The organism is Leptotrichia rugosa (assembly GCF_041200005.1).
Lineage (GTDB): Bacteria > Fusobacteriota > Fusobacteriia > Fusobacteriales > Leptotrichiaceae > Leptotrichia > Leptotrichia rugosa.
The window spans coordinates 223668-246175 of the sequence record NZ_CP165644.1; the positions used below are offsets into that span (position 1 = coordinate 223668).

Below are 22508 nucleotides of genomic sequence, written 5' to 3' on the forward strand. Positions count from 1 at the left end.
ACAATATTAAAAGAGAAAATTTTTTAAATAATTTTCTCTTTTTATTTTTTATTTTGATAAAATATTTTTGAAAATAAATTAAAAATAAGGAGATGAGTGTGAAAAAAATAAAATTTTTAATAATGCTTTTTAGCATAGTTTTAAATGTGAATATTTTTTGTGCAAAGTTGAATTATACTAATAAAAAAACAAAAGTATCTGATTACGATGTGAAAGAAAATATTGTAAAATATCAAAAAAGTGAGTATAAAAAAGGTCAAATTTACTATGCTATAACGGATAATACAACAGGTTATGACAATTGGGAAAAAGAAGTTGGGGGTGAGTTACCACGAACATATCTTCCTAAAAATTGGAAAAAAATAGGGAAACATCCGTTAAAAGATCAAGCAGGTGAAGACCATACGACACTTGTCACAAAAACTTTCCTTGAAACAGCAGGACTTGATGCGAGTCAAGTGATAAATTATGGTGCTGAAAATGAATGGAATATGATGGAAGGAATATTTTCATACAGTACAAGTACGTCATATTATTCTCCGTACATGTTGACAGATAATGCATGGTATTTTGGAAATGTAATAAATGAAACGCTTTTAAATAATTATATGCCAAGACTTGCGACAACAAATACAGATGATAGAAATTTATTAATAATAGCTCTTCCGAATGCTGAAAAAAGGAAAAATGGTTCTAATGCCGATGTAATACTTAATGATGCAACCGCAAAATTTCCTTTGTATAGTGATGAAGTTGAAAAATTATTTAGAAGTCAGCGAATAATGGTTGATGCTGCAAATTGCTTTGTTCCAGGGAAAAAAGATGTAACAAATCCTATTTTGCTAAATGAAAGTTATAGAGGTAAAAGAATATCAGATTTTTCAAGTAAATGTACGATGTCGCAAATGAATAATGAAGTTGGAGCAGATGCGTTGTATGCACGTGGAAATACGATAGTAGCACTTGGAAATATATATAGTAGAGTAGATGGCTCAAATAAATTTGGAACAAGTTTTGCAACGCCTAGAACTGCTGGATATGCAACACTGATTTTGAATAAATTTAAGGGGCTGACTTATCATCAGGTAAAAGAAATTCTTTTGACAACAGCTTATCGTGAAAGAGATAGACTTGACAATCAGATGGGCTGGGGAATTGTGGATATAAGAAAAGCACTTAATGGTCCGACAAATTTGAATGCGGGATTGATTGAAGAAAATAAATTTTATACTGGGATGTATGATAAAATTTTCAATAAAAAAAGTAACGATATTTATTTTTGGGCTGAGCCGGAAACTGACTGGGTATGGAGTAACGATATAGACAGCGGATTAAGTGACAAACCAAGTGGAACATCGAGTTATATAGTGTCTTTTGATAAAAATGATAACAGTAAAACAAAAAGATTGACGATACAAAATTATTTGCCAAGTGAAGAAAATTTTTATAAGGAAACTAGTAAATATGTACCAGGACTTAGAAAAGCCGGGAAACATAAATTGACTATAACTGGGGATTTGCTTTATGGCGGAGAAACTCAAGTTTTGGAAGGAACGTTGAAACTTACTGGAAATATACCTGACAGTACGATAGTTGTCTATGAAGGGGCGACTCTTGAACTTTGTGGAAATGCGAATAAGGTTGTACTTGCTGGTGGGAAAATTGAAGCATGTCCGAGTGCTAAATATACGCTTGTGAATGAAGACAGGGAAGATATTGAAGTAAATAAAACAAAAGTGATTGATATTCCAAAACTTTTCTACTTTACTCAGAGTGATAAAATAGAAACTAAGAATTTTAAAAATTACGATAAATATAATAAATTTTTAAATCAACATTACAACCATATAACAGGAGTTTGGAATTTGGAAAAAATGCCAGAAAATGAATTTTTTGGTACAAAAAATCAAGTTTATGCACACGATTATTCTTATAAGCTGACTGGTAAATGGGATTTTACTGATACTTATGAATTTTATAAATATATGACACAAAAATAAAATAAAAAAATAATAAATTAAAATAAGGAATTTAAATGAATTTAATCAAAAATCTTGAATAAAGACAAGATTTGAGATGAAGTTCAAACATTCCTTATTTTCAATTTTTTAAATTTCTTCTTTCAATTTTTTTAACAGAGCCTGACAGCCTTTTGTAACATCGACAAATGTTTGCTCAAAATCCCCTGTAAACCAAGGGTCAACAATATCACGAGCTTCTCCAGTATATTCCAAAAGTCTTTTAACTTCTCCTGCTTTTCTTCCATTTATAAATGAATTAATATCTTTTATATTATTTTCATCCATTCCAATGATATAATCAGAATCCAAATCTGAGTCTTCAAGGGTTCGAGAGTACATTCCAGCAGTAGAAATTCCTTCTTTTTTCAATCTTTCACGAGTTCCGTGATGAACAGGATTTCCGTGTTCCCAAGAACTTGTAGCCGCAGAGTCGATTATAATTTTATCTTGCAAATTCTCATCACTAACCATTTTTTTAAAAACAGCCTCAGCCATTGGAGAACGGCAAATATTTCCAAGACAGACAAATAATACTTTTTTCATTTTTTGACTCCTTCTATTTTTAGGTTTTTCTCAAAAAAATCAAATTTTCTAATTCTAAAATTATAAATCTTAAAAATAAAAAATAAGATTAATTGTTGTAGGTTTCACAACGGTTCAACCATCCTCTAAGCCATTTTTGCTCATTTTTAGCACCAGAATTTTTCACTCTTCTCTCAAGCACAGATTTTGCCGACTGGCTAAATTCTTCAAGTGCAGCTCTTCCAGTTTGAGAACCTTTCATATTTTCTAAAACTTGCAGAAGTCCCCATCCTTGTCCATTGTAAGTTTCTGATGGTGAAATTCCTTCACCTTTGAAATTTACATAGTCAATTAATGGATATAAGCCATTTGGCGAGTTTGCAACACGGTAAAATTGCTTTTTGACATTTTCTTTATTTTTTGCAACTTTTAACATTTTTTCCAGCGAATCTTCCAGACGGTTAAAAATAAACTCAATTTGTGTATCCTGCGTGTTGTAAAGAAAATTAATTAGTTTAGTAATTTCTGGATTATTATTTTGTTTTAATTTCAAAAACTCTTCTCGGCTTTTCCAAGGCGCAAATTTGTTATCTTTAATAATTTTTGGCAATTCAATATTTTTAGATTTATAAAATTCCACAAGTGGTGGAAAACTTTCTTCAAATTTACCTTTTTCATTCTTTTTATACCAAATAAAATGTCCTATCCCAAGTGACGGGAAATTCTCTCCGCTATTCCAAACGACCAAGTCATTCTTTTTCCCAGCAGCTTCATTTTGAAAAATTTTTTTAGCCACACGATTAAGTTCTTCTTTTGAAATTGATAATTTCGGTCTTTCACTCAAGTTTTGAGAATTTATATTTTTATCTTCGTTGATATTGATATTTTTAGTTACGTTTTTATTCTGATTTAAGTTATCTGCCTTTTTAACAACTTTTTTCACATTTTCATTTTTTGCTTTTGGCGATTTTTTAAAAAATCCAAAAGATGTCAAGGAAGCTATTAGTGCTCCAAGTAAAATAACAGTTTTCATGAAATTCCTCCTTTTTTAGTAATTTTATCATATTTTCAGGATTTTATAAAGTGAAAAATTATGAAACTTAATTCAATTAATTTTACAAATAACTTCAAATTTCTAAATTTTTGTGATATGATTTTGATAAGAAAAAAGATTAAAAGGAGAAAAAAATGGAAAGAATAGCAAGTTTTACAGTAGATCATAAAAAATTAAACAGAGGAATCTATGTGTCAAGAATTGATGAAATTAATGGAAATTACGTCACAACTTTTGACGTGAGAATGAAGCTGCCAAACAGAGAGCCAGTAATAAATATCGCAGAACTTCACACAATGGAACATTTAGGAGCAACATTTTTAAGAAATCATCCAACTTGGAAAGATGAAGTTGTGTATTTCGGACCAATGGGTTGCAGAACTGGATTTTATGTAATTTTGAAAGGAAAATTAGAATCTAAGGACATCGTTGACTTAATGAAGGAACTTTACAAATTTATGGCAGAATTTAAAGGTGAAATCCCAGGAGCGACTGCAATTGAATGTGGAAACTATTTAGATCAAAACTTGGCGATGGCTAATTTTGAGTCGAAAAGATTTTTGGAAGAAACTTTGGAGAATTTGACGGAAGCGAATTTGGTTTATCCTGAATAAAAGGATTTAAAAATTTTTATAAAAGAGAAAGGATTTATATGAAAAAAGTAATGATTTTAGTTGGAAGTTTAATGGTTTCAATTAGCAGTTTTGCTAGTTATACGAGTGATATGACAGATAGAATGGATGCTAGACAGGAAATGCTAGAGCGAAATTTAAGTAGCAATGTGGAAATGAAAGAGGGAGCTGTAATTATGCATGAAAGCTGGGATAATGAACTTAGTAAAGTGTACAAATTGTTAATGTCAAAATTGTCAAAAGCTGAACAAATAAAATTGAGAAATGAAGAAAGAGAATGGATAAAAATAAGAGATAAAGTAGCAGAAGCAGAAGGAAATAAATTTTGTGATGTTGTAGATGAACATAAAAGTTGTGGGACAGGTTACGGATTGGCATATACTCAATCATTGGTAAAATCGACTAGAAATAGAGCTATTGAATTGTCAAAAAAATATGAAAAATTGAAATAAAAATATGATAGAAATTAAAAATTTTTTGTAACAAAGGAAGGATTGAAATGGCAAAAATAATAGACACACATACACACATTTATGACGAGCAATTTGCAGAAGATTTTGATGAAGTTGTGGAACGGATTGAGGAGGAAAAATGCCTTACATTTTAAAAGAAGAAAATATCGAAGAATTTTTGAGAAAATCAGAAATGGATGAATTTGAAGAAGAGGATTTTGGAGAATTTTATCCCGATAATTATAAAATGGTTGATAAAAGTGGAATGTTTGAGGATTTTAGGTTTAAATTAGTTGTTTTGGAAAGTTTACTTGGGAAAAATGCGAGTTTTGTTGATGAATTTAAAGAATTTACTAAAAAATTAGAAGAAAAATATGATGATTATGTTTTTGAAATAGGAAATTTTATTAATCCTGTTATAGTTGAACCAATTTTAAAATTTTTAGAAAATGTAGAATTGACAGAAGAAGATTTAGAAAAAGTAGATGAAATTTGTATTGGTGGTGGACTTGAAATTTATGGTATTCTTTGTCCAAATTGGGATGGAGAAGATGAATTATTTGAAATAAAAAGTGTAAAAGGATTTGAAAAATTGAAAAATTTGAAAAAAGTAATTTTTATCTCTTGTTGTGATGAGGAATTGCTAGATGAATTCAGGGAAAGCGGAATTGAAGTGGAATAAAATTAAATTTAAAAATTATAGTTTTTTAGATTTTTTCAAATAATTAATATAAAAAAGGAGATTTATGAAAAAAATACTGATTTTATTTTTAGTTGTTTTTTCATTAAATTTTTCATTTGAATTAAAAAAAGAAAATTTTGAAATTATGAAAAATAAGAGTTTAAAATTATCAGAAGAGGAAATGAAAAATCAAAGCGAAAAAGTTGTTGAAGTTTTTAACAAAGAAATTTCAGATAGGATAGAAAGTAAAAATAAGGGTATAGGATATTCGGAAAATACTAATTTGGAAACTGGTGAAAAAAATTTTAAAGTGAATGTACCTGATGTTTTGATGAATAATAAAGTCTATGAAAAAACAATTTATGAAATTGAAAAGATTAATTTTATTTCAAAAAATAAAGTGGAAGTAATTTATACTGAAAAATCTCCGAATATTTTTGAAATTATGTTCTCTGAAGAATTTAATAAAAAACTGGAAGATAAAGTTTCAAAAGAATTGGGATATAAATTGGATAATGAAAAAATTCAAAAATTATCCAATGAAGAAAGACTGAAAGCAAATGCAATAATTTTGTCTGAATATCAAAATGAAATAATAAAGATATTGGATAATAATCAGTTTGAGTATATGACTAATAAAAATAAGATGATTTTGGAAAGAAAGAAAAAAGGATGGGAATATAAAGATGAAGAGACATTAGAAACTGATGGACTTGATATTTTTGATTCTATGTTTGAAAATTTTGGAAAATAATTTGAATAAATGAGAATGGAGTATGAGTAAATGAAGAAGATATTAATGTTATTTTTACTAACAACAAGTCTTGGATTTTCAGCAAATTACAAGGTTGAAGTTAAGCCTAATGTGAAAATTCAGCAGTCAGAAATTGAAAAGAACAATTTGGAAATTGAAAAAGTTTTTTTGGAAAATATAAAACGAGATACTCTTGAAGGAATAAAAGAGGTTGACAATCAGATTGCAGAACAAAAAGATGAATTAGGAGCAAGATTTTTGGGCGAAATTTTGAAAGAATATATGAGAAATATGGAATATCGTATTAAGGAGATAAATTATAATTCTAATTCAAGTGCAGATTTAAAATTTGTTTTAAAAGCACCAAAATTAAATTTTAATTCTCTTTTGGGAGCTGAAGACCAAGAAAAAATAAATAAAACATTTGAGCAAAAAACTGGAAAATCAATAAAATATTTGTCAAATGTTTCAGGGGAAGATTTTCAAAAGAAATGGCTGCCAACCTTGATAGATATAATATCAAAAACGGTTTCAGATAAAATTAAGGATATAAAAGAATTTGATGAAAAAGAAGGAACTGTTGAAGCAACAAAAATTAATGGAAAATGGAATATTATAATGAATAATTTAAAATAGAAAATTAATAAGATTGGAATTTTTTAATATAAAAATTAAAAATTTTTTGTAAAAAAGGAAGGATTGAAATGGCAAAAATAATAGACACACATACACACATTTACGACGAGCAATTTGCAGAAGATTTTGATGAAGTTGTGGAACGGATTGAGGAGCAATTGGAAAGTGCTGTTGTTATTGGGTGTGATTTGGAAACTTCGCTTACGAGTGTGGCTCTTGCAAATAAATATCCATTTATTTATGCAGTAATTGGAGTTCATCCTGTGGATATAAAAAAATATAATGATGAAGTGGAAAAAGAATTGGAGCAATTGGCTTTAAATGAGGAAAAGGTTGTTGCGATCGGGGAAATTGGACTGGACTATCATTGGATGGAAGATCCGAAAGATGTGCAAATTGCTATATTTAAAAAGCAGATGGAACTTGCTGAAAGGGTGAAAAAGCCTGTTGTGATTCATACGAGGGAAGCGTTGCAGGATACGATTAATGTTTTGAAGGAATATCCTAATGTTAGTGGGATTTTGCATTGTTATCCGGGATCGCTTGAGGCGGCAAAACCACTTTTAGATAGATATTATATCGGAATTGGTGGGACTTTGACATTTAAAAATAATAAAAAGACGAAAGAGCTTGTGAGAGAACTTCCTTTGGAAAAAATAGTTTTGGAAACAGACTGTCCGTACTTGACGCCAGTTCCTTTTAGAGGAAAAAGAAATGAGCCAATTTATACGAAATATGTTGCTGAAGAAATTGCTAGAATTAAGGAAATTTCTGTGGAAGAAGTTATAAAAGTGACTACGGAGAATGCAAAGAGAATTTATGGGATAAAATAAATATAATAAAAAAACTGAATATAAAAAATATATTTTGATTAATCAAATAAAAAACTAATATTAATATGTTAGTATTGAGTGTTAGTAATGAACTTATTTAGTAATTTTATTTTTTTTTATAAAAAATTTTTTCTAAAATAAATTTTAAAAGTTATAAAAAATTGAAAAAATTTATAAGAAAATATAAAATAGGTTTACTAAAGTAAAAATTGAAAAGGGGAAAACAAAAGAATGAAAATGAATAAGAAAATATTGTTTTCAATGTTATTTTTTGGAGTATCTTCAATGGCTTTTTCAGAAGACTATTTTGATTATAAAGCACTTTTAGTGGGAGATGTAAACGGGAATATAATTAAAGAGGACAATAGCAGTACAGTTAGACCACTGGCATCTGTAACAAAAATTATGACTGTAATTTTGACAATGGATAAAATAAAAAGTGGACAAATTTCTTATGACACCAAAGTTACAGTTTCGGCAAAAGCGGCAAAAGTTCCTTATGGAGTGACTTTAGTTGCAGGAAAACAATATACAGTAAGAGATTTATTGAAAGCGACAATTATAAAATCATCAAATAATGCAGCTTATGCACTAGGAGAATTTGTGGGAGGAAGCATTCCAAATTTTGTAAATATGATGAATCAAAAAGCTCAGCAATTTGGTCTGTATTCACTAAGATATTGTTCTCCAAACGGATTGCCACCAAGTTATACAGGTTCTTGCATGGATCAGGGAAACGCAAGAGATTTATATAAATTGGCGCAAATTGTAGTAAAAGATTACAGCGATTACTTAGATTTTTCAAGAAATAAAGTGGATTATATTGACAATGGAAATACAAAAGTTTCTTCAACTAATACTCTTTTGGGAAATGTCATTGGAGTTGATGGATTAAAGACAGGTTATCACGATGCAGCTGGGTCAAATATTGTACTTACAGCAATTCGTGACGGAAATAGAATGATTACCGTAATTTTAGGTTCTGCTCATGCCAAAGATAGAAATGCAATTGGAGCTCGAGAAATAAACGAATATTATGCAAATGGATACTACTGAAACAATAATTATGCACAAAATACAAATAATAATAATAATAATAATAATTCGTCACCAAATAAAGGAAACAAAATTTCTCAATTTTTTAATTCGTTAGTTGGAAGAAATAGTGATGGAACTAGAAAAATAAAAGTAGTTAATAAAAATGATATAGTTGCGATAGTAAAAATTGGAAATGACAAATTTAATTTGTATCCGGCAAAGGATGTGGAAATTGAAGCAAAAGAAAAGCCGCGTTTAAAATACAGTGTTACTTTAAATCCAGGAATTTCAAGACAAAGTAGAGGACAAGTAGTCGGAACATACACCGCAACAGACGGTATTCAAACTTTTACTGGGGAATTAATAATGAAATAAGATTATGAGCTGTATTTACAGCTCAATTTTCTATTTTACAAAAAATAAAATGAGGAGAAAAATAGATGTCAATTGGAGTATTTGATTCTGGAATCGGCGGACTTACCGTTTTAAAAGAAATTAGAAAAGTTTTGCCAAATGAGAAAATATTTTATTTTGGAGATACGGCGAGAGTTCCGTATGGAGAAAAGACAAAAGAGCTGATAACTAGATATTCAAAAGAAATTGTGGAATTTTTGCTGGACAAAGAAGTTAGTGCGATTGTAGTTGCTTGTAACACAGCTACGGCATTGGCGCTGGAAGAATTAAAAAAAACATTTAAGATACCAATAATAGGGGTTATAAAAGCTGGAGCAAAAACTGCAATAAATACGACAAAATCTGGAAATATCGGAGTTATTGGAACGAAGGCAACCGTGAATTCTAAAAGATATGAAGAAGAAATAAAAAAATTAAGTGAAAATGTAAAAGTTATTGCAAAAGCTTGTCCACTATTTGTTCCTGCGGTGGAAGAAGGAATTTTGGACGGAAAACTTGTCGATCAGATTATAAAGACATATTTGGATGATTTTGAAAAAGAAATTGATACGCTTATTTTGGGGTGTACTCATTATCCGCTATTAAAAAGTGCAATTGGGAAAATTTATACCAACTTAAATATTGTTGATCCTGCGAGAGAAACTGCACTTGATTTAAAAGAAATTTTGGAGGAGAAAAATTTATTAAAAAATGATGCGACAAAAAATAGAGAAGTTAAATATTATGTAACCGACGGAAAAGATAAATTTAAGGAAATTGGAATTATGTTTTTGGACGAAAATATTGAAAAAGTTGAGTTGGTAAAACTTTAAAACGAAGGGAAAAATATGTTTGAATACATTTTTGGAAAATTAGCTATAAAAAAAGTAGATTATGTGGCAATTGACATAAACGGACTGGCTTATAAAATTTATATTTCTCTTAAAACTTTTGAAAAATTAAACGAAATTGGGAAAGATGAAAAACTTTATATTTTTACAAATGTGAAGGAAGATAATATTTCGTTTTATGGATTTAAGACACAAAATGAGAGAGAATTATTTAAAGGATTAATCACGATAAGTGGTGTCGGTCCAAAACTTGCAATTGCGATATTGTCGACTTTTGAAGTGAAAGAAGTGATAGAAATTGTGTCAGTTGATGAAATAAAAATATTTACAAAAGTGCCAGGACTTGGATTAAAAAAAGCGCAGAAAATTATTTTGGACTTAAAGGATAAAGTGAAAAAATTGAATATTTCAGAAAGTTTTGAAGAAAAGAATAAAAATTCCCAGATTAGTTTTAAGAGTGAAGTTTTAATTTTAAAAGAAGATTTGAAATTAGCGCTTGATTCGCTTGGCTATCAGAATGAAGATGTTTCAAAGTGGATAACAGACGAAGAACTTTGTGAAATTGGTGACATAAGTGAAGTAATAAAAATTGTGCTGCAAAAAATTCAAAGTAAAAAAAGAAAATAATAAAAAATAGAAATGAGAATATAAAATGAAAAATATTTTTGAGCAGCTTATCATTTTGACGAAATTTATGACAAGAATCCTAATTCCCATAAAAGTCAACTACGATCCAAAAAAACTTGGAAAATCAATAAAATTTTTTCCGCTTGTAGGATTGGCAATTGGACTTATTTTATATTATTCGAGCATAATTTTGGTAAAATTTTCAAAAAATAATTTGATAAATGCTTTGATTGTTATAGTTATAGAATTAATGGTAGTTGGAATAATTCATATTGATGGGCTTTGTGATACATTTGACGGGCTTTTTAGTTATAGAGAAAAAGAAAAGATGCTTGAAATAATGAAAGATTCGAGAATTGGGACAAATGGAGCGATAATTTTAGTTTTATATTTTATTGCAAAAATTTTATTTATTTCAGAAATTTTTTCGATAAATTTAAAATATTTGATAATTTATCCAGTCTTAGCAAGACTTGCCACTCCAGTAAATGCCGCTTTTTCAGATTATGCCAGAAAAAATGGGATGAGCAATTTTATAATTTCACAAAATTCTGCTTTTGAAGGAATTTTTTCGATAATTTTAGCGGCGGCTTTATCCTTTCTAATATTTAGTTTTAGAGGATTTGAGCTATTTTTAGGAGCTTTTTTATTTATAATTTTTTTTATGCAGTTTGTAAAAAAGAAAATTGACGGCGTGACTGGTGACACGATGGGGGCGGCGCTTGAATTGACGGCAATTTTTGTATTATTTTTAGCGATTTTTTTGAAGTGAGAAAAGGGGAAAAACTATGACAGAGTTATTATTTATTAGGCATGGGGAAACAGACCATAATAAAAACAGATTATTTTATGGGCATCTTGACCCAGATATTAATCAAACTGGGATTGAGCAGTTAAATAAGACAAAATTGAAGTTACAAAAATTTGAAGAAAAAATAGATGTTGTTTTTTGCAGCGACTTGAGACGATGTCGACAAAGTCTTGAAATACTTGAAATTTCAAATAAAGTCAAAAGAAATTTTACAAAAGAATTGAGAGAAATTAATTTTGGAATTTTGGAAGGGAAGACCTATGAAGAAATTGAAGCTGAAAATCCTTATTACATTGAGCAAATAGAAAATAATTGGAAATATTTTAAAGTTGAAGGTAGCGAAAGTGTTTTTGAATTGCAAAATAGAATTGTTAAAAAAACCGAAGAAATCATAAAAAATTATCAAAATAAAAAAATTTTAGTAGTTGTCCACGGCGGCGTAATTCAGTCGCTAATCAGCTATTATCTTACAAAAAACTTGGATTTTTACTGGAATTTTAAAGTTGACAATGGAAGTATTACAAAAATGACTGTGACAAAAGATAATTTTGTTTATTTTAATTATATAAATAGATAAAATATTTTTATAAAAACATAAATTATTGACTTTTAAAAGTGCTTATGTTAGTATATATGTATTAATTTGTTAAAGCAAATATTATTTAAAAATTTTAGATTAGATGAAAAATAGGAGGAAATAATGGGAAGACACGGTACAATAGCTGGTCGTAAAGAAGCGCAAGATAAAAAAAGAGCTGCATCATTTACAAAACTTGTAAGACTTATAACAGTTGCAGCAAGAGGTGGGGAAAATCCAGAATTTAATGTCGCACTGAAACACGCAATTGAAAAAGCAAAAGCAATTAATATGCCTAACGACAACATCAACAGAGCGATTAAAAAAGGTGCGGGAACAGATGGTTCGACATCATTTGAAACATTAAATTATGAAGGATATGGACCTGCAGGGGTTGCAATTATTGTGGAAACATTAACTGACAACAAAAATAGAACTGCTTCGTCTGTAAAACATGCTTTTGACAGAAATGGGGGAAAACTTGGAGTTTCTGGTTCCGTTTCATATATGTTTGGAAGAAAAGGTGAAATTATAATTGAAAAAACTGACGATATTGACGAAGAAGCGTTGATGGAAGTTGCATTAAACGCTGGAATGGAAGATATGGAAACTTTGGACGACAGTTTTTACATCACAACTGACCCAAGTTCTTTTGATGAAGTGGCAGATGCGCTTAGAGAAGCTGGATACACATTGCTAGAAGCTGATATTCAGTATTTGCCGTCAATCGAAGTGGAAACCCTTAGCGATGATGATTTACAAAAATTAAGAAAATTAATTGAAGTTTTGGAAAATGATGACGATGTGCAAAAAGTTCACCACAACTATGCAGGGGAATTATAATCTAAAAATTGATAAAATATAGCGGACAAATTTTTTCCGCTTTTTTTATTTTTTTGAAAAAAACGAAATAATTATTTTAAAATATAAAAAAGTTAAGAACAAGAATTATCAAAGTTCAATCTAATTAAAATTTGCTAAAATCCTTTTCAAATAAAAAAAATAAAAATTTTTTAACAAAAGATAGCAAGAAGCCGTAGACTTCCTACAAGTGGGAGTAGTTTACATAAGATTCAGAAAAAAAGAAAAATAAAAAAGAAAAAAATTAAGAAAGTAAAAAAGTTAAGAAAATAAGAAAGAAGGAATAAAAATGAAAAACAAAAAAAAATATTTAATATTAGTTTCAATGCTGCTATTTGTTTTAAGCTGTTCTGATAAATCAAGTAAAACAAGTGGTGCATCAGAAAGCGACCAAAAAAATACACAAGAAAAATCAATTTCTTTGCAAGAATTACCAAAATATACTAAAAATGCAGTTCAGACACAAGATGCATTTGTTAGTATTCACAACAGCGCAAAAGATTCGATTGTAAATATTAGAACTAAAAAGACTGTGAAAGTAAATACTTATAATCCACTAGAAGCATTATTATTTGGAAATTCAGGTGGACAGGAAACAAGGGAATCTGGAGCATTAGGTTCAGGATTTGTCGTTTCTAAAGATGGTTACATTGTGACAAATAATCATGTAATTGATGGTGCGGACGAAATTTTTGTAAAATTTTCTGACGGAAAAGAATATAAGACCAAACTTGTGGGAACTTCACCAGAAGTTGATATAGCCGTTTTAAAGATAAATTCAAACGAAACATTTAAACCTTTGGAATTTGCTAATTCAGATGAGGTTCAAATTGGACAATGGTCAATTGCTTTTGGAAATCCAATGGGGCTTAATGACTCAATGACTGCTGGAATTGTAAGTGCAGCTGGAAGAAGTTCACTTGGAATCGAGCAAATTGAAAACTTCATTCAAACGGATGCCGCAATTAATCAAGGAAATAGTGGAGGTCCGTTAATTGACATAAGCGGAAGAGTAATAGGAGTTAACACAGCTATTTATTCACAAAGCGGTGGAAGTGTGGGACTTGGATTTGCAATTCCTTCAAATTTAGTTGTGAGAGTAAAAGATTCGATCATTGCCACAGGAAAATTTGAAAAACCATATATCGGTATTTATTTGGATAATTTAGATGCGCAAAAAGTAAAAGCGTTGAATTTGAAATCGTCAAATGGAATATATATTGCAGGAACTGTTGCAAATGGTCCAGCAGCACAAGCGGGACTTGCTAAAAATGATGTAGTTACAGCAGTTGATGGAAAAGAAATAAATTCAGCAGGAGCTTTTGTGGGAGAAATTGCAGCTAAAAAAGTTGGTCAAAAAACTAATTTAACTGTGACAAGAAATGGAAAAGAAATAAATGTAGCAGTTACATTGGCAAAGACACCAAATACATTGCAGCAGCAGCAAATTTTGCAACAAAGACAACAGCAGCAGCAACAATATGAACAACAATTTGGAAGATAAAAAATAAAAAAATTCATTTGATAAATTGTTATTAAATGGATTTTTTTATATACAAAAATTAATTTTTATAGTAAAATAATAAAAAAGGTGAAAATGGAGGTAGCAAATTTATGAAAATAAAAGATATTTTAGAAAAAAAAGAACATACAGTTTCATTTGAAATTTTTCCACCAAACAAAAATTTTTCGGAAGAAAAACTAAAAAATGTGACAGCGGAGCTGGTTCAATATAAACCCGACTTTATAAGCGTAACTTATGGTGCAGGTGGAAAGACAAAATCTGGGACAATAGAGATGGCATCGCACATAAAAAATAATTTAAAAACAGAAGTTATGACGCATTTGACTTGTGTTGGAAGTAAAAAAAGTGAAATAAATAATTTTTTGAAGGAAGTAAAAGAAAATAATATAGATAATATTTTAGCACTTCGTGGAGATGTACCCGTTGGAGAAACTGAAGAAATTTATGACAGAGGCGACTACAAATATGCATCAGAATTAATTTCTGATTTAAGACAAAATGAAAAATTTAGCAGTCTTTCAATTGGAGCGGCGTTTTATCCAGAAACTCACTATCAAAATAATGATTTAGTAGATTTGTTTCATTTAAAAAATAAAGTCGATTCTGGAGTAGATTTTTTAGTTTCGCAGATGTTTTTTGACAACGAACTTTTTGTAAAATTTAGGGAAAATGCGGAAAAACTTGATATAAATGTCCCTTTAATCGCTGGAATAATGCCAGTTACAAATGCAAAACAGATAAAAAGAATAATAGAACTTTCAAAATGTTCAGTTCCGAAAAAACTGGAAAAATTAATTGAAAAATATGGAGATAATCCAGATTCAATGAGAAAAGCTGGAATTATGTACGCAAGTGAGCAGATTATCGAACTTTTTGCTTACGGAATAAAAGGTGTTCACATTTATACAATGAATAAGGCTGAAAATGCGAAAGAAATTATAAAAAATATTGCTTTTCTGAGATAAGAATATGAACTAAAGCCGCTTGACTTTTGTATTTATTAGGTATAAAATTTTAATATGTATTTGTATATAAAAACATTGATTCTTGTATAATTTAGGAGATAAAAATATATCTTTAAAAAAAATACTCGCAATCGCAGGTTCTGATACAAGCGATGGAGAAAGGATTCAATAGGGCCTTAAAACTTTTCAAGAAAGAGGAGTTTACGGAATGAGTGCAATTACAGTAATTGTCGCAATGGAGCCAAAAACTTTGGCACACGAAGTTTTTCTCGTTGAACTTTCTGTGATAAAAGAGCAAGTTGACACAGTCATAAAGGGAATTGGAATAGATGCACTAAAAATAGGAATGCTTTCAACAATGGAAATTATTGAATATGTTGGTTCTATTTTAAAAGATGTCAAAAAATCAATTGTCATTGATCCAGTAATGGTTTGCAAAGTGAATAGCGAAGGAGAAGGAAATGCGGAAAATCTTTTCCCTGAAAATGTTGAAGCTATGAAAAAATATCTTTTGCCTTATGCGACAGTTATGACACCAAATTTATTTGAAGCAGCACAACTTGCTGGAATGGAAGCGATAAAAACGATTGATGAAGCAAAAGAAGCTGCTAAAAAGATACATGAATTGGGAGCAAAATATGTTGTTATAATAGGACGAACTTTTTTTACTGGAGAAAATTCAGTGAATTTGTTATACGATGGAAAAGATTTTAAATTTTTTGAAAGTAAAAAAATTGACACAAAATGGAATCACGGCGCTGGATGTACTTTCTCCTCTTCAATTACCGCAGAAATTTCAAAAGGTGCAACAGTTTCAGAAGCTGTGAAAATAACAAAAGAATTAATTTCAAATGCACTTAAAGATTCATTTTCGTTAAATAATTTTGCAGGTCCAATAAATCATAAAAAATTTTCACTAAAATAAATTAAAAAAGGGAGAAAAAATCTCCCTTTTCTAAAAAAATTTTATAAAAAAAACTATTTTAGAAAAATCCCAAAATAGATTATTAAAAAAGTTTATGGTGCCGCTTGTCGGACTCGAACCAACCACCTACTGATTACAAGTCAGTTGCTCTACCAGATGAGCTAAAGCGGCATAACAAAATTATTATATAAAATTTTTTTTGTTTTGTCAAGCGTTTTAAATAAATTTTATAAATTAAGGAGATTTTTTATGAAAAAAATTGATGAAAAAAAAGAAATTAGAAAAATGTTATTAGAAAAAAGAGATCTAATGGATAAAAAAACTGTTGAAAAAAATACAAGTTTAATTATTGAAAATTTAAAAAAATATGTTAAAAATTCTACAAATATTATGATTTTTATGGATATGGGAAATGAAGTGAATATCACAAAATTGCTTGAACTTTATCCAACAAAAACTTTTTTTATTCCAAAAATTTTTCCTAAAAGAGAGATGAAAATTAATAAATATAATAAAAGTGAGCTTGTTTTACATAAATTTGGATATTATGAGTCGGCATCCGAAGAATATTATGATGAAAAAATATTGGATTTGATTGTTGTTCCTGGAATTGGTTTTGATTGCAAAAAAAATCGGATTGGATTTGGTGGCGGATTTTATGATAATTTTTTGATGAAAGTTAGAAAAATGAAAAAGGGAATTTTATGTGTTGCAGTTTGTTATGATTTTCAAATTGTGGAAAAAATTCCAACAGAAGAGCATGATGTGAGAGTTGATGCGGTTGTCAGTGAAAAAAGAGTGATTGTGTAAAATAAAAAAATCTTTGAAATAATGGAACTGGAGAATATTTTAAAAATATGGTATAATTTGTCTATTATTTAAATTATTTGAAAAAGATTGGGGGATAGAATAGAAATGAAAAAAGATTATGATGTGCTGGAATTTCATAAAATAATTAATGAGCTTATGGAACTGGCTTTGCTGAAAAGTACAAAAGAAAAATTTTTGGATATTGACATTATAAAAGAAAAATCTGTTTTGGATAAAGAACTTGTTTTAATGTCTGAAATGATAGATTTTTATAAATTTGATGATGGATTGGAACTTACTGGTTTAGCTGATTTGTCGAGAATGTTTAAGTCAATTGATGTTATTGGAAGTTACTTGAGCAGTGAAGATTTTTCTGTGCTTAAGAGAAATTTGGCAATTTTTAGGATTTCTAAAGGGAGAGCTAAAAATGTGCGAGATAAATATAAGACCATTTGGAATTTGTTTGCAGATGCACAGGAAGTGAAAGATATTGAGAACTTTATTTCTGAAGCGATTGATGATAATGGAGAATTAAAAGATGACGCATCTTTTGGGTTAAAAGATGTAAGACGGCAAAAACAAAATATTAATGCGAATATAAAAGAAAAATTTGACGATTTGGTGTCAAATAAAGAGACTCAAAGAGCTGTGCAAGAACGGATCATAACGAAAAGAAATGATAGATATGTAATCGCTGTAAAAACAGATTTCAAAGGGCTTATAAAAGGTATTGAGCATGATAGGTCAGCTACTGGAAGTACGGTTTACATTGAACCGATAAATATTGTTTCGCTGAATAATAAACTTAGGGAATATGAAGCAAGAGAACGAGAAGAAATTAGAAAAATTTTGCTGCGATTGACAGAGATTGTAAAAACTAAAAAAGAAGAAATTTTAGAAATAAAAGAAATATTGGAAAGACTTGATTTTTTGAATGCCAAGACAATTTATTCGGTGAATAAAAAATGTGCTGTGCCAAAAGTTATAAATAAAGAATATTTGAAATTGGTGGACGCAAGACATCCGCTAATTGATGAAGAAAAAGTTGTGCCGATCAATTTTTCAGTTGGAAATGGTGAAAATATTATGCTTATAACAGGGCCGAATACTGGTGGAAAAACAGTTACGCTAAAAGTGGCAGGACTTTTAACTTTGATGGCTCTGTCAGGAATTCCAATTCCAGCGGGAGAAAAAACGGAAATTGGATATTTTAACAATGTACTGGCTGATATTGGGGATGAGCAAAGTTTGGAGCAAAATTTATCGTCATTTTCAGGGCATGTCAGCAAAATTAAAGAAATTATTGAAAATTCGAGCAGTAAATCACTCGTTTTGATGGATGAGCTTGGAAGTGGAACGGATCCTATGGAAGGTGCGGCTTTTGCGATGTCAATTATTGATTATTTAAATAAAAAAAATATAACATCAATAATTACGACACATTACAGTGAAGTGAAGGCATATGCTTTTAATTCTGAGAATATAAAAAGTGCATCTATGGAATTTGATGTGGAAAGTTTATCGCCAACTTACAGGCTTTTAGAAGGGATTCCAGGTAAGAGTAATGCGCTTATAATTGCAAAAAAATATGGAATTAGTGATGAAATCATTGAAAATGCGAAAAAATATATAAGTGAAGATAATAAAAAAGTCGAAGAGATGATTAAATCAATAAAAGAAAAAAATGACGAACTTCACTTGCTGACTCAGGAACTTGAAAATTCCAAAAGTGAACTTCTGACACAAAAAAATCTTTATGAAGAAAAAATTGTAAATTTAGAAAATGAAAAAAATGAAATTATAAAGAAAGCTTATGACAAAGCGGATGACTATTTGAAAAATATTCAGGCAAAAGCAAAAAGTCTAATTGAAAAAATTAGCCATGAAGAAAGTAAAAAAGAGGATGCAAAAAATACTCAGCGAAGTTTAAATATGCTCCGTGAATCATTTATAATTGACAAGAAAAAAAAAGTTAAAGAAAAAAAAGTTGTAGTTAAAAATGTTGATTTTTCTGAAGGGGAAGAAGTTTTGGTAAAAACTTTAAATCAAAATGGAAAAATTTTAAGAGTGATGCCAAAAGATGGTCGAGTTCAAGTGCAATCGGGAATTTTAAAATTGGTTGTGTCGATGGATGATGTTGTAAAAATTCAAAAGAAAAAAAATAATAAACTTAAAAATTTTGCTGCATTAAAAAGAACTTCCCAAGTTCGTGGGGAACTTGATGTGCGTGGAATGAATGCGGATGAAGCAATTTCTGAAATTGAGACATATTTTGACCGTGCAATGCTCACAGGTTACAACGAAGTTTACATAATTCATGGAAAAGGAACGATGGTTTTGAGAAAGAAAATTCAAGAATATTTGAGAACTTCAAAATATGTGAGTGAGTTTAAAGATGCCAATCAAAATGAAGGTGGAGTTGGCTGTACGGTTGTAACTTTGAAATAATAAAAAATTGGGAGAAAAAGATGGCATATATAAAAGATCCAAAATCCATTGAAGCAAGAAGTTTTGAGATAATAACTGAAACTTTAGGAGATAAACTTGATAAATTTAATGAAAGTGAAAAGTTAATTGTAAAAAGACTCGTTCATACGACAGGAGATTTTGATTATGTAAATATTGTCGAATTTGGGAATAATCCAATAGAATCAGCAGAAGAAGTGCTAAAAGAAGGAAACTGTAAAATTTACTGTGATACGAATATGATTGTGAATGGACTTAATAAAAATGCTCTTGCAAAATTCGGTTTAGAAGCTTATTGCCTTGTCGCTGATAAAGACATCGCAAGAGAAGCAAAGGAAAAAGGGGTAACTCGATCAATGATTGGGATTGAAAGAGCGCTAAAAGATCCTAAAACTAAAATTTTTCTCATTGGAAATGCGCCGACTGCACTTTTTACCTTGCTTGAAAAAATGAAAAAGAGAAATTTGCCAAAATTGATTGTTGGAGTGCCAGTTGGATTTGTCGGATGTCCAGAGTCAAAAAAGGAGCTCTCAAAATACGAAGTGTCGTTTATTCGGACAAATGGGACTAAAGGTGGAAGCACGGTTGCGGTTGGAGTTATGCACGGAATTTTATATCAGATGTACGAAAGGGACAAATACTTTAATAATTAAAAATGGAAAATTATGTTTATTTTCAAGGGAAAAAACTAAGATGTGGCTACACGACTGGAACTTGTGCGACGGCTGCTACAAAAGTTGCAATTCTAGTGCTTTTAAAAAAAATAAAAAAAGATGAGAAATTTGTGAAACTTAAAGTTCCAGCTGGAGAAACTTTGACAATACCGATTGAAAAAATTGAAATTTATAAAAATTTTACGAAAGTTACAATTTTAAAAGATGGAGGGGATGATCCAGATGTAACTCACGGAGCGGAGATTGTGTCGAAAGTAAGTTTTAGAAATGATAAAAAAATAAATATCTTTGGTGGAATAGGCGTTGGAAAAGTGACAAAAGAAGGCTTGCCTGTAAAAATTGGAAAATCAGCAATAAATCCAACTCCGATGAAAATGCTAAAAAATGTGGCAGAAACGCTTTTAGCTGATAAAATTGGCGTTGATATTGAAATAAGTGTCCCAAAAGGGAAAGAACTCGCTAAAAAAACTTTAAACGAAAAATTGGGAATAATTGGCGGAATTTCAATTTTGGGAACGACGGGAATTGTAAGACCGATGTCGGAAGAATCTTGGAAAAGTTCCCTTGCGATTGAATTAAAGCAGTCGCTTGAAATAAATGATAGAGAAAAAGAGAGAACAGCCGTTTTTATTTTTGGAAATCGTGGAAAGTTATATTTAGCTAAAAATTATCCAGAAAGAGAAAAACAAGGTGTTGTGATTAGCAATTTTGTCGGATATATGTTTGACAGAGCTTGTGAATATGATGTGGAAAAAATTTATTTTGTGGGAGAGCTTGGAAAGTTTGTAAAAGTTGCAGGTGGAATTTTTCACACTCACAGTAGAGTTGCTGATGCCAGAATGGAAATTTTGACTGCAAATACTTTATTGGTTGGTGAAAAAATAGAAAATTTAAAAAAAATTATGGACTCAAACACGACTGAAGAAGCGATAAAATATATTGAAAAAATACAAGTTTTTGATTTACTGGCACAAAAGGCAAAAATTAAGTGTGAAGAGCGTTGCAGAAAAAATGGGAAAAAAATTGAAGTTGAAACTTTGATTTTGTCGGCTGGAAAGAAAATTTTGGGAAAAAGCGAAAATTTTTTTGAAAATTTTTAAAAAATAATAAATTTTTCTAAAAAAATATGATATAATTAAGGAGTTAAAATATAAATTATTATTGTAGCAATATTTATTAAAATAAATTTTATATTGCGATAAATAAAAGTAATTTTATTAAAGAATAATTTTAGTAAGAAAATAAGTATAGGAGGAATAATGGGAGCATTTGATTTTGTAAAAATATTCAGAGTAAACAAAAGTATTTCAATAGATTTGGGTACAGCGAATATCTTAATTTACGATAAACAAAGAAAAAAAATTGTATTAAATGAACCATCGGTGGTAGCCAGAGACAGAAAGACAGGAAAACTGATTGCAGTGGGAAAAGAAGCCAGAGAAATGTTGGGGAAAACACCTGACAGCATCCAAGCTATAAAACCACTTCAAGATGGAGTTATCGCAGATATTGATTCTACAAAAGAGATGATAACATATTTTATTCACAAAATTTATGGGAATTCACTTTTTAAACCAGAAGTTATGATTTGTGTTCCAATTGAAGTTACGAGTGTGGAAAGAAAAGCACTTTTTGACGCTGTGAGAGGAGCTAAAAAAACTTATATTATAGAAGAAGGAAGAGCGGCGATAATTGGATCAGGAGTGGATATTTCACAACCTGAAGGAAGCATGGTAATCGATATAGGTGGGGGTTCTACCGATATTGCTATTTTATCGTTAGATGAAATTATTGCAAGTAAATCAATAAGGATTGCTGGAAATAAATTTGATGACGATATAGTTAAATATGTAAAAAGAAAATATAACTTGTTAATCGGAGATAGAACAGCTGAAAAAATCAAAAAAGAGTTGGCTTCTGCACTTGAAGTTCAAAATCCTGAAATTTTAGAAATAAAAGGTAGAGATTTGGAGTCAGGAATTCCAAATACAGTTGAAATCAATGCAAATGAAATTTACGAAGCTATCGAAGAATCACTATTCCAAATAGTTGCAGCAACAAAAGAAGTTTTGGAAAAATGTCCACCAGAATTAGCAGCTGATATTTTAGACAACGGAATTATTATGACAGGTGGAGGTTCATTAATTAAAAACTTTATCGATATGATGGAAAAAGAAGTTGGAATCAAAGTATTCTTGTCGCCTAATCCACTAGATTCAGTAGTTTTAGGTGGAGGAGCCGCATTTGACAACAAAAAATTATTAAGAACACTTCAAATGAAGGAAAATTAAAAATATATACAAAAATAAGTTTTTAGAAAGTCAGTAAATAAAAAGTTAAAAAGAATTTTTTATTAAAATAAATTTTTATTGGCTTATTTTTGTATTTTTAAATATGTC

At 29.7% G+C, this 22508-nt stretch carries 23 protein-coding genes, 1 tRNA gene and 1 pseudogene; 22 read left to right on the forward strand and 3 right to left on the reverse strand.

What is annotated here, in order from left to right; translation table 11 throughout:
- The first annotated feature begins 92 nt into the window (after nucleotides 1–92).
- The gene (locus tag AB8B22_RS01075) at nucleotides 93–2000 is read left to right on the forward strand and encodes a S8 family serine peptidase (RefSeq protein ID WP_369711254.1); all 1908 of its coding nucleotides are present in this window, start codon (nucleotides 93–95) and stop codon (nucleotides 1998–2000) included.
- A gap of 108 nt (nucleotides 2001–2108) precedes the next feature.
- Here AB8B22_RS01075 and AB8B22_RS01080 read toward each other — a convergent pair whose 3' ends face one another.
- A complete protein-coding gene (locus tag AB8B22_RS01080; protein ID WP_369711255.1) occupies nucleotides 2109–2564 on the reverse strand; it encodes a low molecular weight protein-tyrosine-phosphatase in 456 nt (151 codons plus the stop codon).
- Nucleotides 2565–2652: 88 nt separating this feature from the next.
- Nucleotides 2653–3576, reverse strand: a complete 924-nt coding sequence (locus AB8B22_RS01085; RefSeq protein WP_369711256.1) for a hypothetical protein — start codon at nucleotides 3574–3576, stop codon at nucleotides 2653–2655.
- A gap of 155 nt (nucleotides 3577–3731) precedes the next feature.
- On the opposite strand from AB8B22_RS01085, the gene AB8B22_RS01090 reads away from it, so the two are divergent.
- From AB8B22_RS01090 to AB8B22_RS01165, 16 genes and pseudogenes are all read left to right on the forward strand, one after another.
- Entirely contained in the window at nucleotides 3732–4211 is a 480-nt protein-coding gene (locus AB8B22_RS01090) for an S-ribosylhomocysteine lyase (RefSeq protein ID WP_369711257.1), read from the forward strand.
- A 38-nt stretch (nucleotides 4212–4249) separates the two neighbouring features.
- Nucleotides 4250–4681 carry a lysozyme inhibitor LprI family protein gene (locus AB8B22_RS01095; RefSeq protein WP_314080186.1) on the forward strand — a complete coding sequence of 144 codons (432 nt, stop codon included), beginning with the start codon at nucleotides 4250–4252 and terminating at the stop codon, nucleotides 4679–4681.
- A gap of 139 nt (nucleotides 4682–4820) precedes the next feature.
- Complete coding sequence (locus AB8B22_RS01100; RefSeq protein WP_369711258.1) at nucleotides 4821–5363, forward strand: DUF6892 domain-containing protein; 543 nt, start codon at nucleotides 4821–4823, stop codon at nucleotides 5361–5363.
- Nucleotides 5364–5427: 64 nt separating this feature from the next.
- On the forward strand, nucleotides 5428–6117 hold the full coding sequence (locus AB8B22_RS01105; protein WP_369711259.1) for a hypothetical protein: 690 nt from the start codon (nucleotides 5428–5430) through the stop codon (nucleotides 6115–6117).
- Between the two features lie 30 nt (nucleotides 6118–6147).
- A complete protein-coding gene (locus tag AB8B22_RS01110) occupies nucleotides 6148–6753 on the forward strand; it encodes a hypothetical protein (protein ID WP_369711260.1) in 606 nt (201 codons plus the stop codon).
- A 68-nt stretch (nucleotides 6754–6821) separates the two neighbouring features.
- Nucleotides 6822–7586, forward strand: a complete 765-nt coding sequence (locus tag AB8B22_RS01115) for a TatD family hydrolase (RefSeq protein ID WP_369711261.1) — start codon at nucleotides 6822–6824, stop codon at nucleotides 7584–7586.
- Nucleotides 7587–7817: 231 nt separating this feature from the next.
- Nucleotides 7818–8642, forward strand: coding sequence for a D-alanyl-D-alanine carboxypeptidase family protein (locus AB8B22_RS01120; RefSeq protein ID WP_369711262.1), 825 nt, complete (start codon nucleotides 7818–7820; stop codon nucleotides 8640–8642).
- A 189-nt stretch (nucleotides 8643–8831) separates the two neighbouring features.
- The gene (locus tag AB8B22_RS01125) at nucleotides 8832–8999 is read left to right on the forward strand and encodes a hypothetical protein (RefSeq protein ID WP_369711263.1); all 168 of its coding nucleotides are present in this window, start codon (nucleotides 8832–8834) and stop codon (nucleotides 8997–8999) included.
- A 65-nt stretch (nucleotides 9000–9064) separates the two neighbouring features.
- Nucleotides 9065–9850, forward strand: a complete 786-nt coding sequence (murI, locus tag AB8B22_RS01130) for a glutamate racemase (protein ID WP_369711264.1) — start codon at nucleotides 9065–9067, stop codon at nucleotides 9848–9850.
- A 15-nt stretch (nucleotides 9851–9865) separates the two neighbouring features.
- Nucleotides 9866–10495 carry a Holliday junction branch migration protein RuvA gene (ruvA, locus tag AB8B22_RS01135; protein ID WP_369711265.1) on the forward strand — a complete coding sequence of 210 codons (630 nt, stop codon included), beginning with the start codon at nucleotides 9866–9868 and terminating at the stop codon, nucleotides 10493–10495.
- A gap of 25 nt (nucleotides 10496–10520) precedes the next feature.
- The gene (cobS, locus tag AB8B22_RS01140; protein ID WP_369711266.1) at nucleotides 10521–11267 is read left to right on the forward strand and encodes an adenosylcobinamide-GDP ribazoletransferase; all 747 of its coding nucleotides are present in this window, start codon (nucleotides 10521–10523) and stop codon (nucleotides 11265–11267) included.
- 16 nt (nucleotides 11268–11283) lie between these two features.
- Nucleotides 11284–11883 (forward strand): histidine phosphatase family protein, encoded by a 600-nt coding sequence (locus tag AB8B22_RS01145; protein WP_369711267.1) that lies wholly within the window; start codon nucleotides 11284–11286, stop codon nucleotides 11881–11883.
- Between the two features lie 123 nt (nucleotides 11884–12006).
- Nucleotides 12007–12726, forward strand: coding sequence for a YebC/PmpR family DNA-binding transcriptional regulator (locus AB8B22_RS01150; RefSeq protein ID WP_094079321.1), 720 nt, complete (start codon nucleotides 12007–12009; stop codon nucleotides 12724–12726).
- Nucleotides 12727–13033: 307 nt separating this feature from the next.
- Entirely contained in the window at nucleotides 13034–14248 is a 1215-nt protein-coding gene (locus AB8B22_RS01155) for a S1C family serine protease (RefSeq protein WP_094079320.1), read from the forward strand.
- 110 nt (nucleotides 14249–14358) lie between these two features.
- Nucleotides 14359–15234: a methylenetetrahydrofolate reductase [NAD(P)H] gene (gene metF / locus AB8B22_RS01160; protein WP_369711268.1), complete on the forward strand. Its 876-nt coding sequence runs from the start codon at nucleotides 14359–14361 to the stop codon at nucleotides 15232–15234.
- Nucleotides 15235–15421: 187 nt separating this feature from the next.
- Nucleotides 15422–16159, forward strand: a pseudogene (locus AB8B22_RS01165) (PfkB family carbohydrate kinase); the annotation flags it as partial.
- Nucleotides 16160–16254: 95 nt separating this feature from the next.
- Here the strand turns inward: AB8B22_RS01165 and AB8B22_RS01170 are convergent.
- Nucleotides 16255–16330, reverse strand: a tRNA-Thr gene (locus tag AB8B22_RS01170).
- Between the two features lie 78 nt (nucleotides 16331–16408).
- Here AB8B22_RS01170 and AB8B22_RS01175 point away from each other — a divergent pair.
- The 5 genes from AB8B22_RS01175 to AB8B22_RS01195 all read left to right on the forward strand — a co-directional run bounded on the left by AB8B22_RS01175 (nucleotide 16409) and on the right by AB8B22_RS01195 (nucleotide 22400).
- Nucleotides 16409–16969, forward strand: a complete 561-nt coding sequence (locus tag AB8B22_RS01175; protein WP_369711269.1) for a 5-formyltetrahydrofolate cyclo-ligase — start codon at nucleotides 16409–16411, stop codon at nucleotides 16967–16969.
- A gap of 105 nt (nucleotides 16970–17074) precedes the next feature.
- Nucleotides 17075–19417 carry an endonuclease MutS2 gene (locus AB8B22_RS01180; RefSeq protein WP_369711270.1) on the forward strand — a complete coding sequence of 781 codons (2343 nt, stop codon included), beginning with the start codon at nucleotides 17075–17077 and terminating at the stop codon, nucleotides 19415–19417.
- 20 nt (nucleotides 19418–19437) lie between these two features.
- Nucleotides 19438–20088 (forward strand): precorrin-8X methylmutase, encoded by a 651-nt coding sequence (locus AB8B22_RS01185; RefSeq protein ID WP_369711271.1) that lies wholly within the window; start codon nucleotides 19438–19440, stop codon nucleotides 20086–20088.
- Between the two features lie 2 nt (nucleotides 20089–20090).
- On the forward strand, nucleotides 20091–21209 hold the full coding sequence (gene cbiD / locus AB8B22_RS01190) for a cobalt-precorrin-5B (C(1))-methyltransferase CbiD (RefSeq protein ID WP_369711273.1): 1119 nt from the start codon (nucleotides 20091–20093) through the stop codon (nucleotides 21207–21209).
- A 159-nt stretch (nucleotides 21210–21368) separates the two neighbouring features.
- A complete protein-coding gene (locus AB8B22_RS01195; protein WP_094079314.1) occupies nucleotides 21369–22400 on the forward strand; it encodes a rod shape-determining protein in 1032 nt (343 codons plus the stop codon).
- Nucleotides 22401–22508: the final 108 nt, after the last annotated feature.

What these genes read in the sequence shown, in the direction of transcription:
- AB8B22_RS01075 (WP_369711254.1), top strand. Translation starts at nt 93, where the DNA reads ATGAGTGTGAAAAAAATAAAATTTTTAATAATGCTTTTTAGCATAGTT.
- AB8B22_RS01080 (WP_369711255.1), bottom strand. Translation starts at nt 2,564, where the DNA reads ATGAAAAAAGTATTATTTGTCTGTCTTGGAAATATTTGCCGTTCTCCA.
- AB8B22_RS01085 (WP_369711256.1), bottom strand. Translation starts at nt 3,576, where the DNA reads ATGAAAACTGTTATTTTACTTGGAGCACTAATAGCTTCCTTGACATCT.
- AB8B22_RS01090 (WP_369711257.1), top strand. Translation starts at nt 3,732, where the DNA reads ATGGAAAGAATAGCAAGTTTTACAGTAGATCATAAAAAATTAAACAGA.
- AB8B22_RS01095 (WP_314080186.1), top strand. Translation starts at nt 4,250, where the DNA reads ATGAAAAAAGTAATGATTTTAGTTGGAAGTTTAATGGTTTCAATTAGC.
- AB8B22_RS01100 (WP_369711258.1), top strand. Translation starts at nt 4,821, where the DNA reads ATGCCTTACATTTTAAAAGAAGAAAATATCGAAGAATTTTTGAGAAAA.
- AB8B22_RS01105 (WP_369711259.1), top strand. Translation starts at nt 5,428, where the DNA reads ATGAAAAAAATACTGATTTTATTTTTAGTTGTTTTTTCATTAAATTTT.
- AB8B22_RS01110 (WP_369711260.1), top strand. Translation starts at nt 6,148, where the DNA reads ATGAAGAAGATATTAATGTTATTTTTACTAACAACAAGTCTTGGATTT.
- AB8B22_RS01115 (WP_369711261.1), top strand. Translation starts at nt 6,822, where the DNA reads ATGGCAAAAATAATAGACACACATACACACATTTACGACGAGCAATTT.
- AB8B22_RS01120 (WP_369711262.1), top strand. Translation starts at nt 7,818, where the DNA reads ATGAAAATGAATAAGAAAATATTGTTTTCAATGTTATTTTTTGGAGTA.
- murI (WP_369711264.1), top strand. Translation starts at nt 9,065, where the DNA reads ATGTCAATTGGAGTATTTGATTCTGGAATCGGCGGACTTACCGTTTTA.
- ruvA (WP_369711265.1), top strand. Translation starts at nt 9,866, where the DNA reads ATGTTTGAATACATTTTTGGAAAATTAGCTATAAAAAAAGTAGATTAT.
- cobS (WP_369711266.1), top strand. Translation starts at nt 10,521, where the DNA reads ATGAAAAATATTTTTGAGCAGCTTATCATTTTGACGAAATTTATGACA.
- AB8B22_RS01145 (WP_369711267.1), top strand. Translation starts at nt 11,284, where the DNA reads ATGACAGAGTTATTATTTATTAGGCATGGGGAAACAGACCATAATAAA.
- AB8B22_RS01150 (WP_094079321.1), top strand. Translation starts at nt 12,007, where the DNA reads ATGGGAAGACACGGTACAATAGCTGGTCGTAAAGAAGCGCAAGATAAA.
- AB8B22_RS01155 (WP_094079320.1), top strand. Translation starts at nt 13,034, where the DNA reads ATGAAAAACAAAAAAAAATATTTAATATTAGTTTCAATGCTGCTATTT.
- metF (WP_369711268.1), top strand. Translation starts at nt 14,359, where the DNA reads ATGAAAATAAAAGATATTTTAGAAAAAAAAGAACATACAGTTTCATTT.
- AB8B22_RS01175 (WP_369711269.1), top strand. Translation starts at nt 16,409, where the DNA reads ATGAAAAAAATTGATGAAAAAAAAGAAATTAGAAAAATGTTATTAGAA.
- AB8B22_RS01180 (WP_369711270.1), top strand. Translation starts at nt 17,075, where the DNA reads ATGAAAAAAGATTATGATGTGCTGGAATTTCATAAAATAATTAATGAG.
- AB8B22_RS01185 (WP_369711271.1), top strand. Translation starts at nt 19,438, where the DNA reads ATGGCATATATAAAAGATCCAAAATCCATTGAAGCAAGAAGTTTTGAG.
- cbiD (WP_369711273.1), top strand. Translation starts at nt 20,091, where the DNA reads ATGGAAAATTATGTTTATTTTCAAGGGAAAAAACTAAGATGTGGCTAC.
- AB8B22_RS01195 (WP_094079314.1), top strand. Translation starts at nt 21,369, where the DNA reads ATGGGAGCATTTGATTTTGTAAAAATATTCAGAGTAAACAAAAGTATT.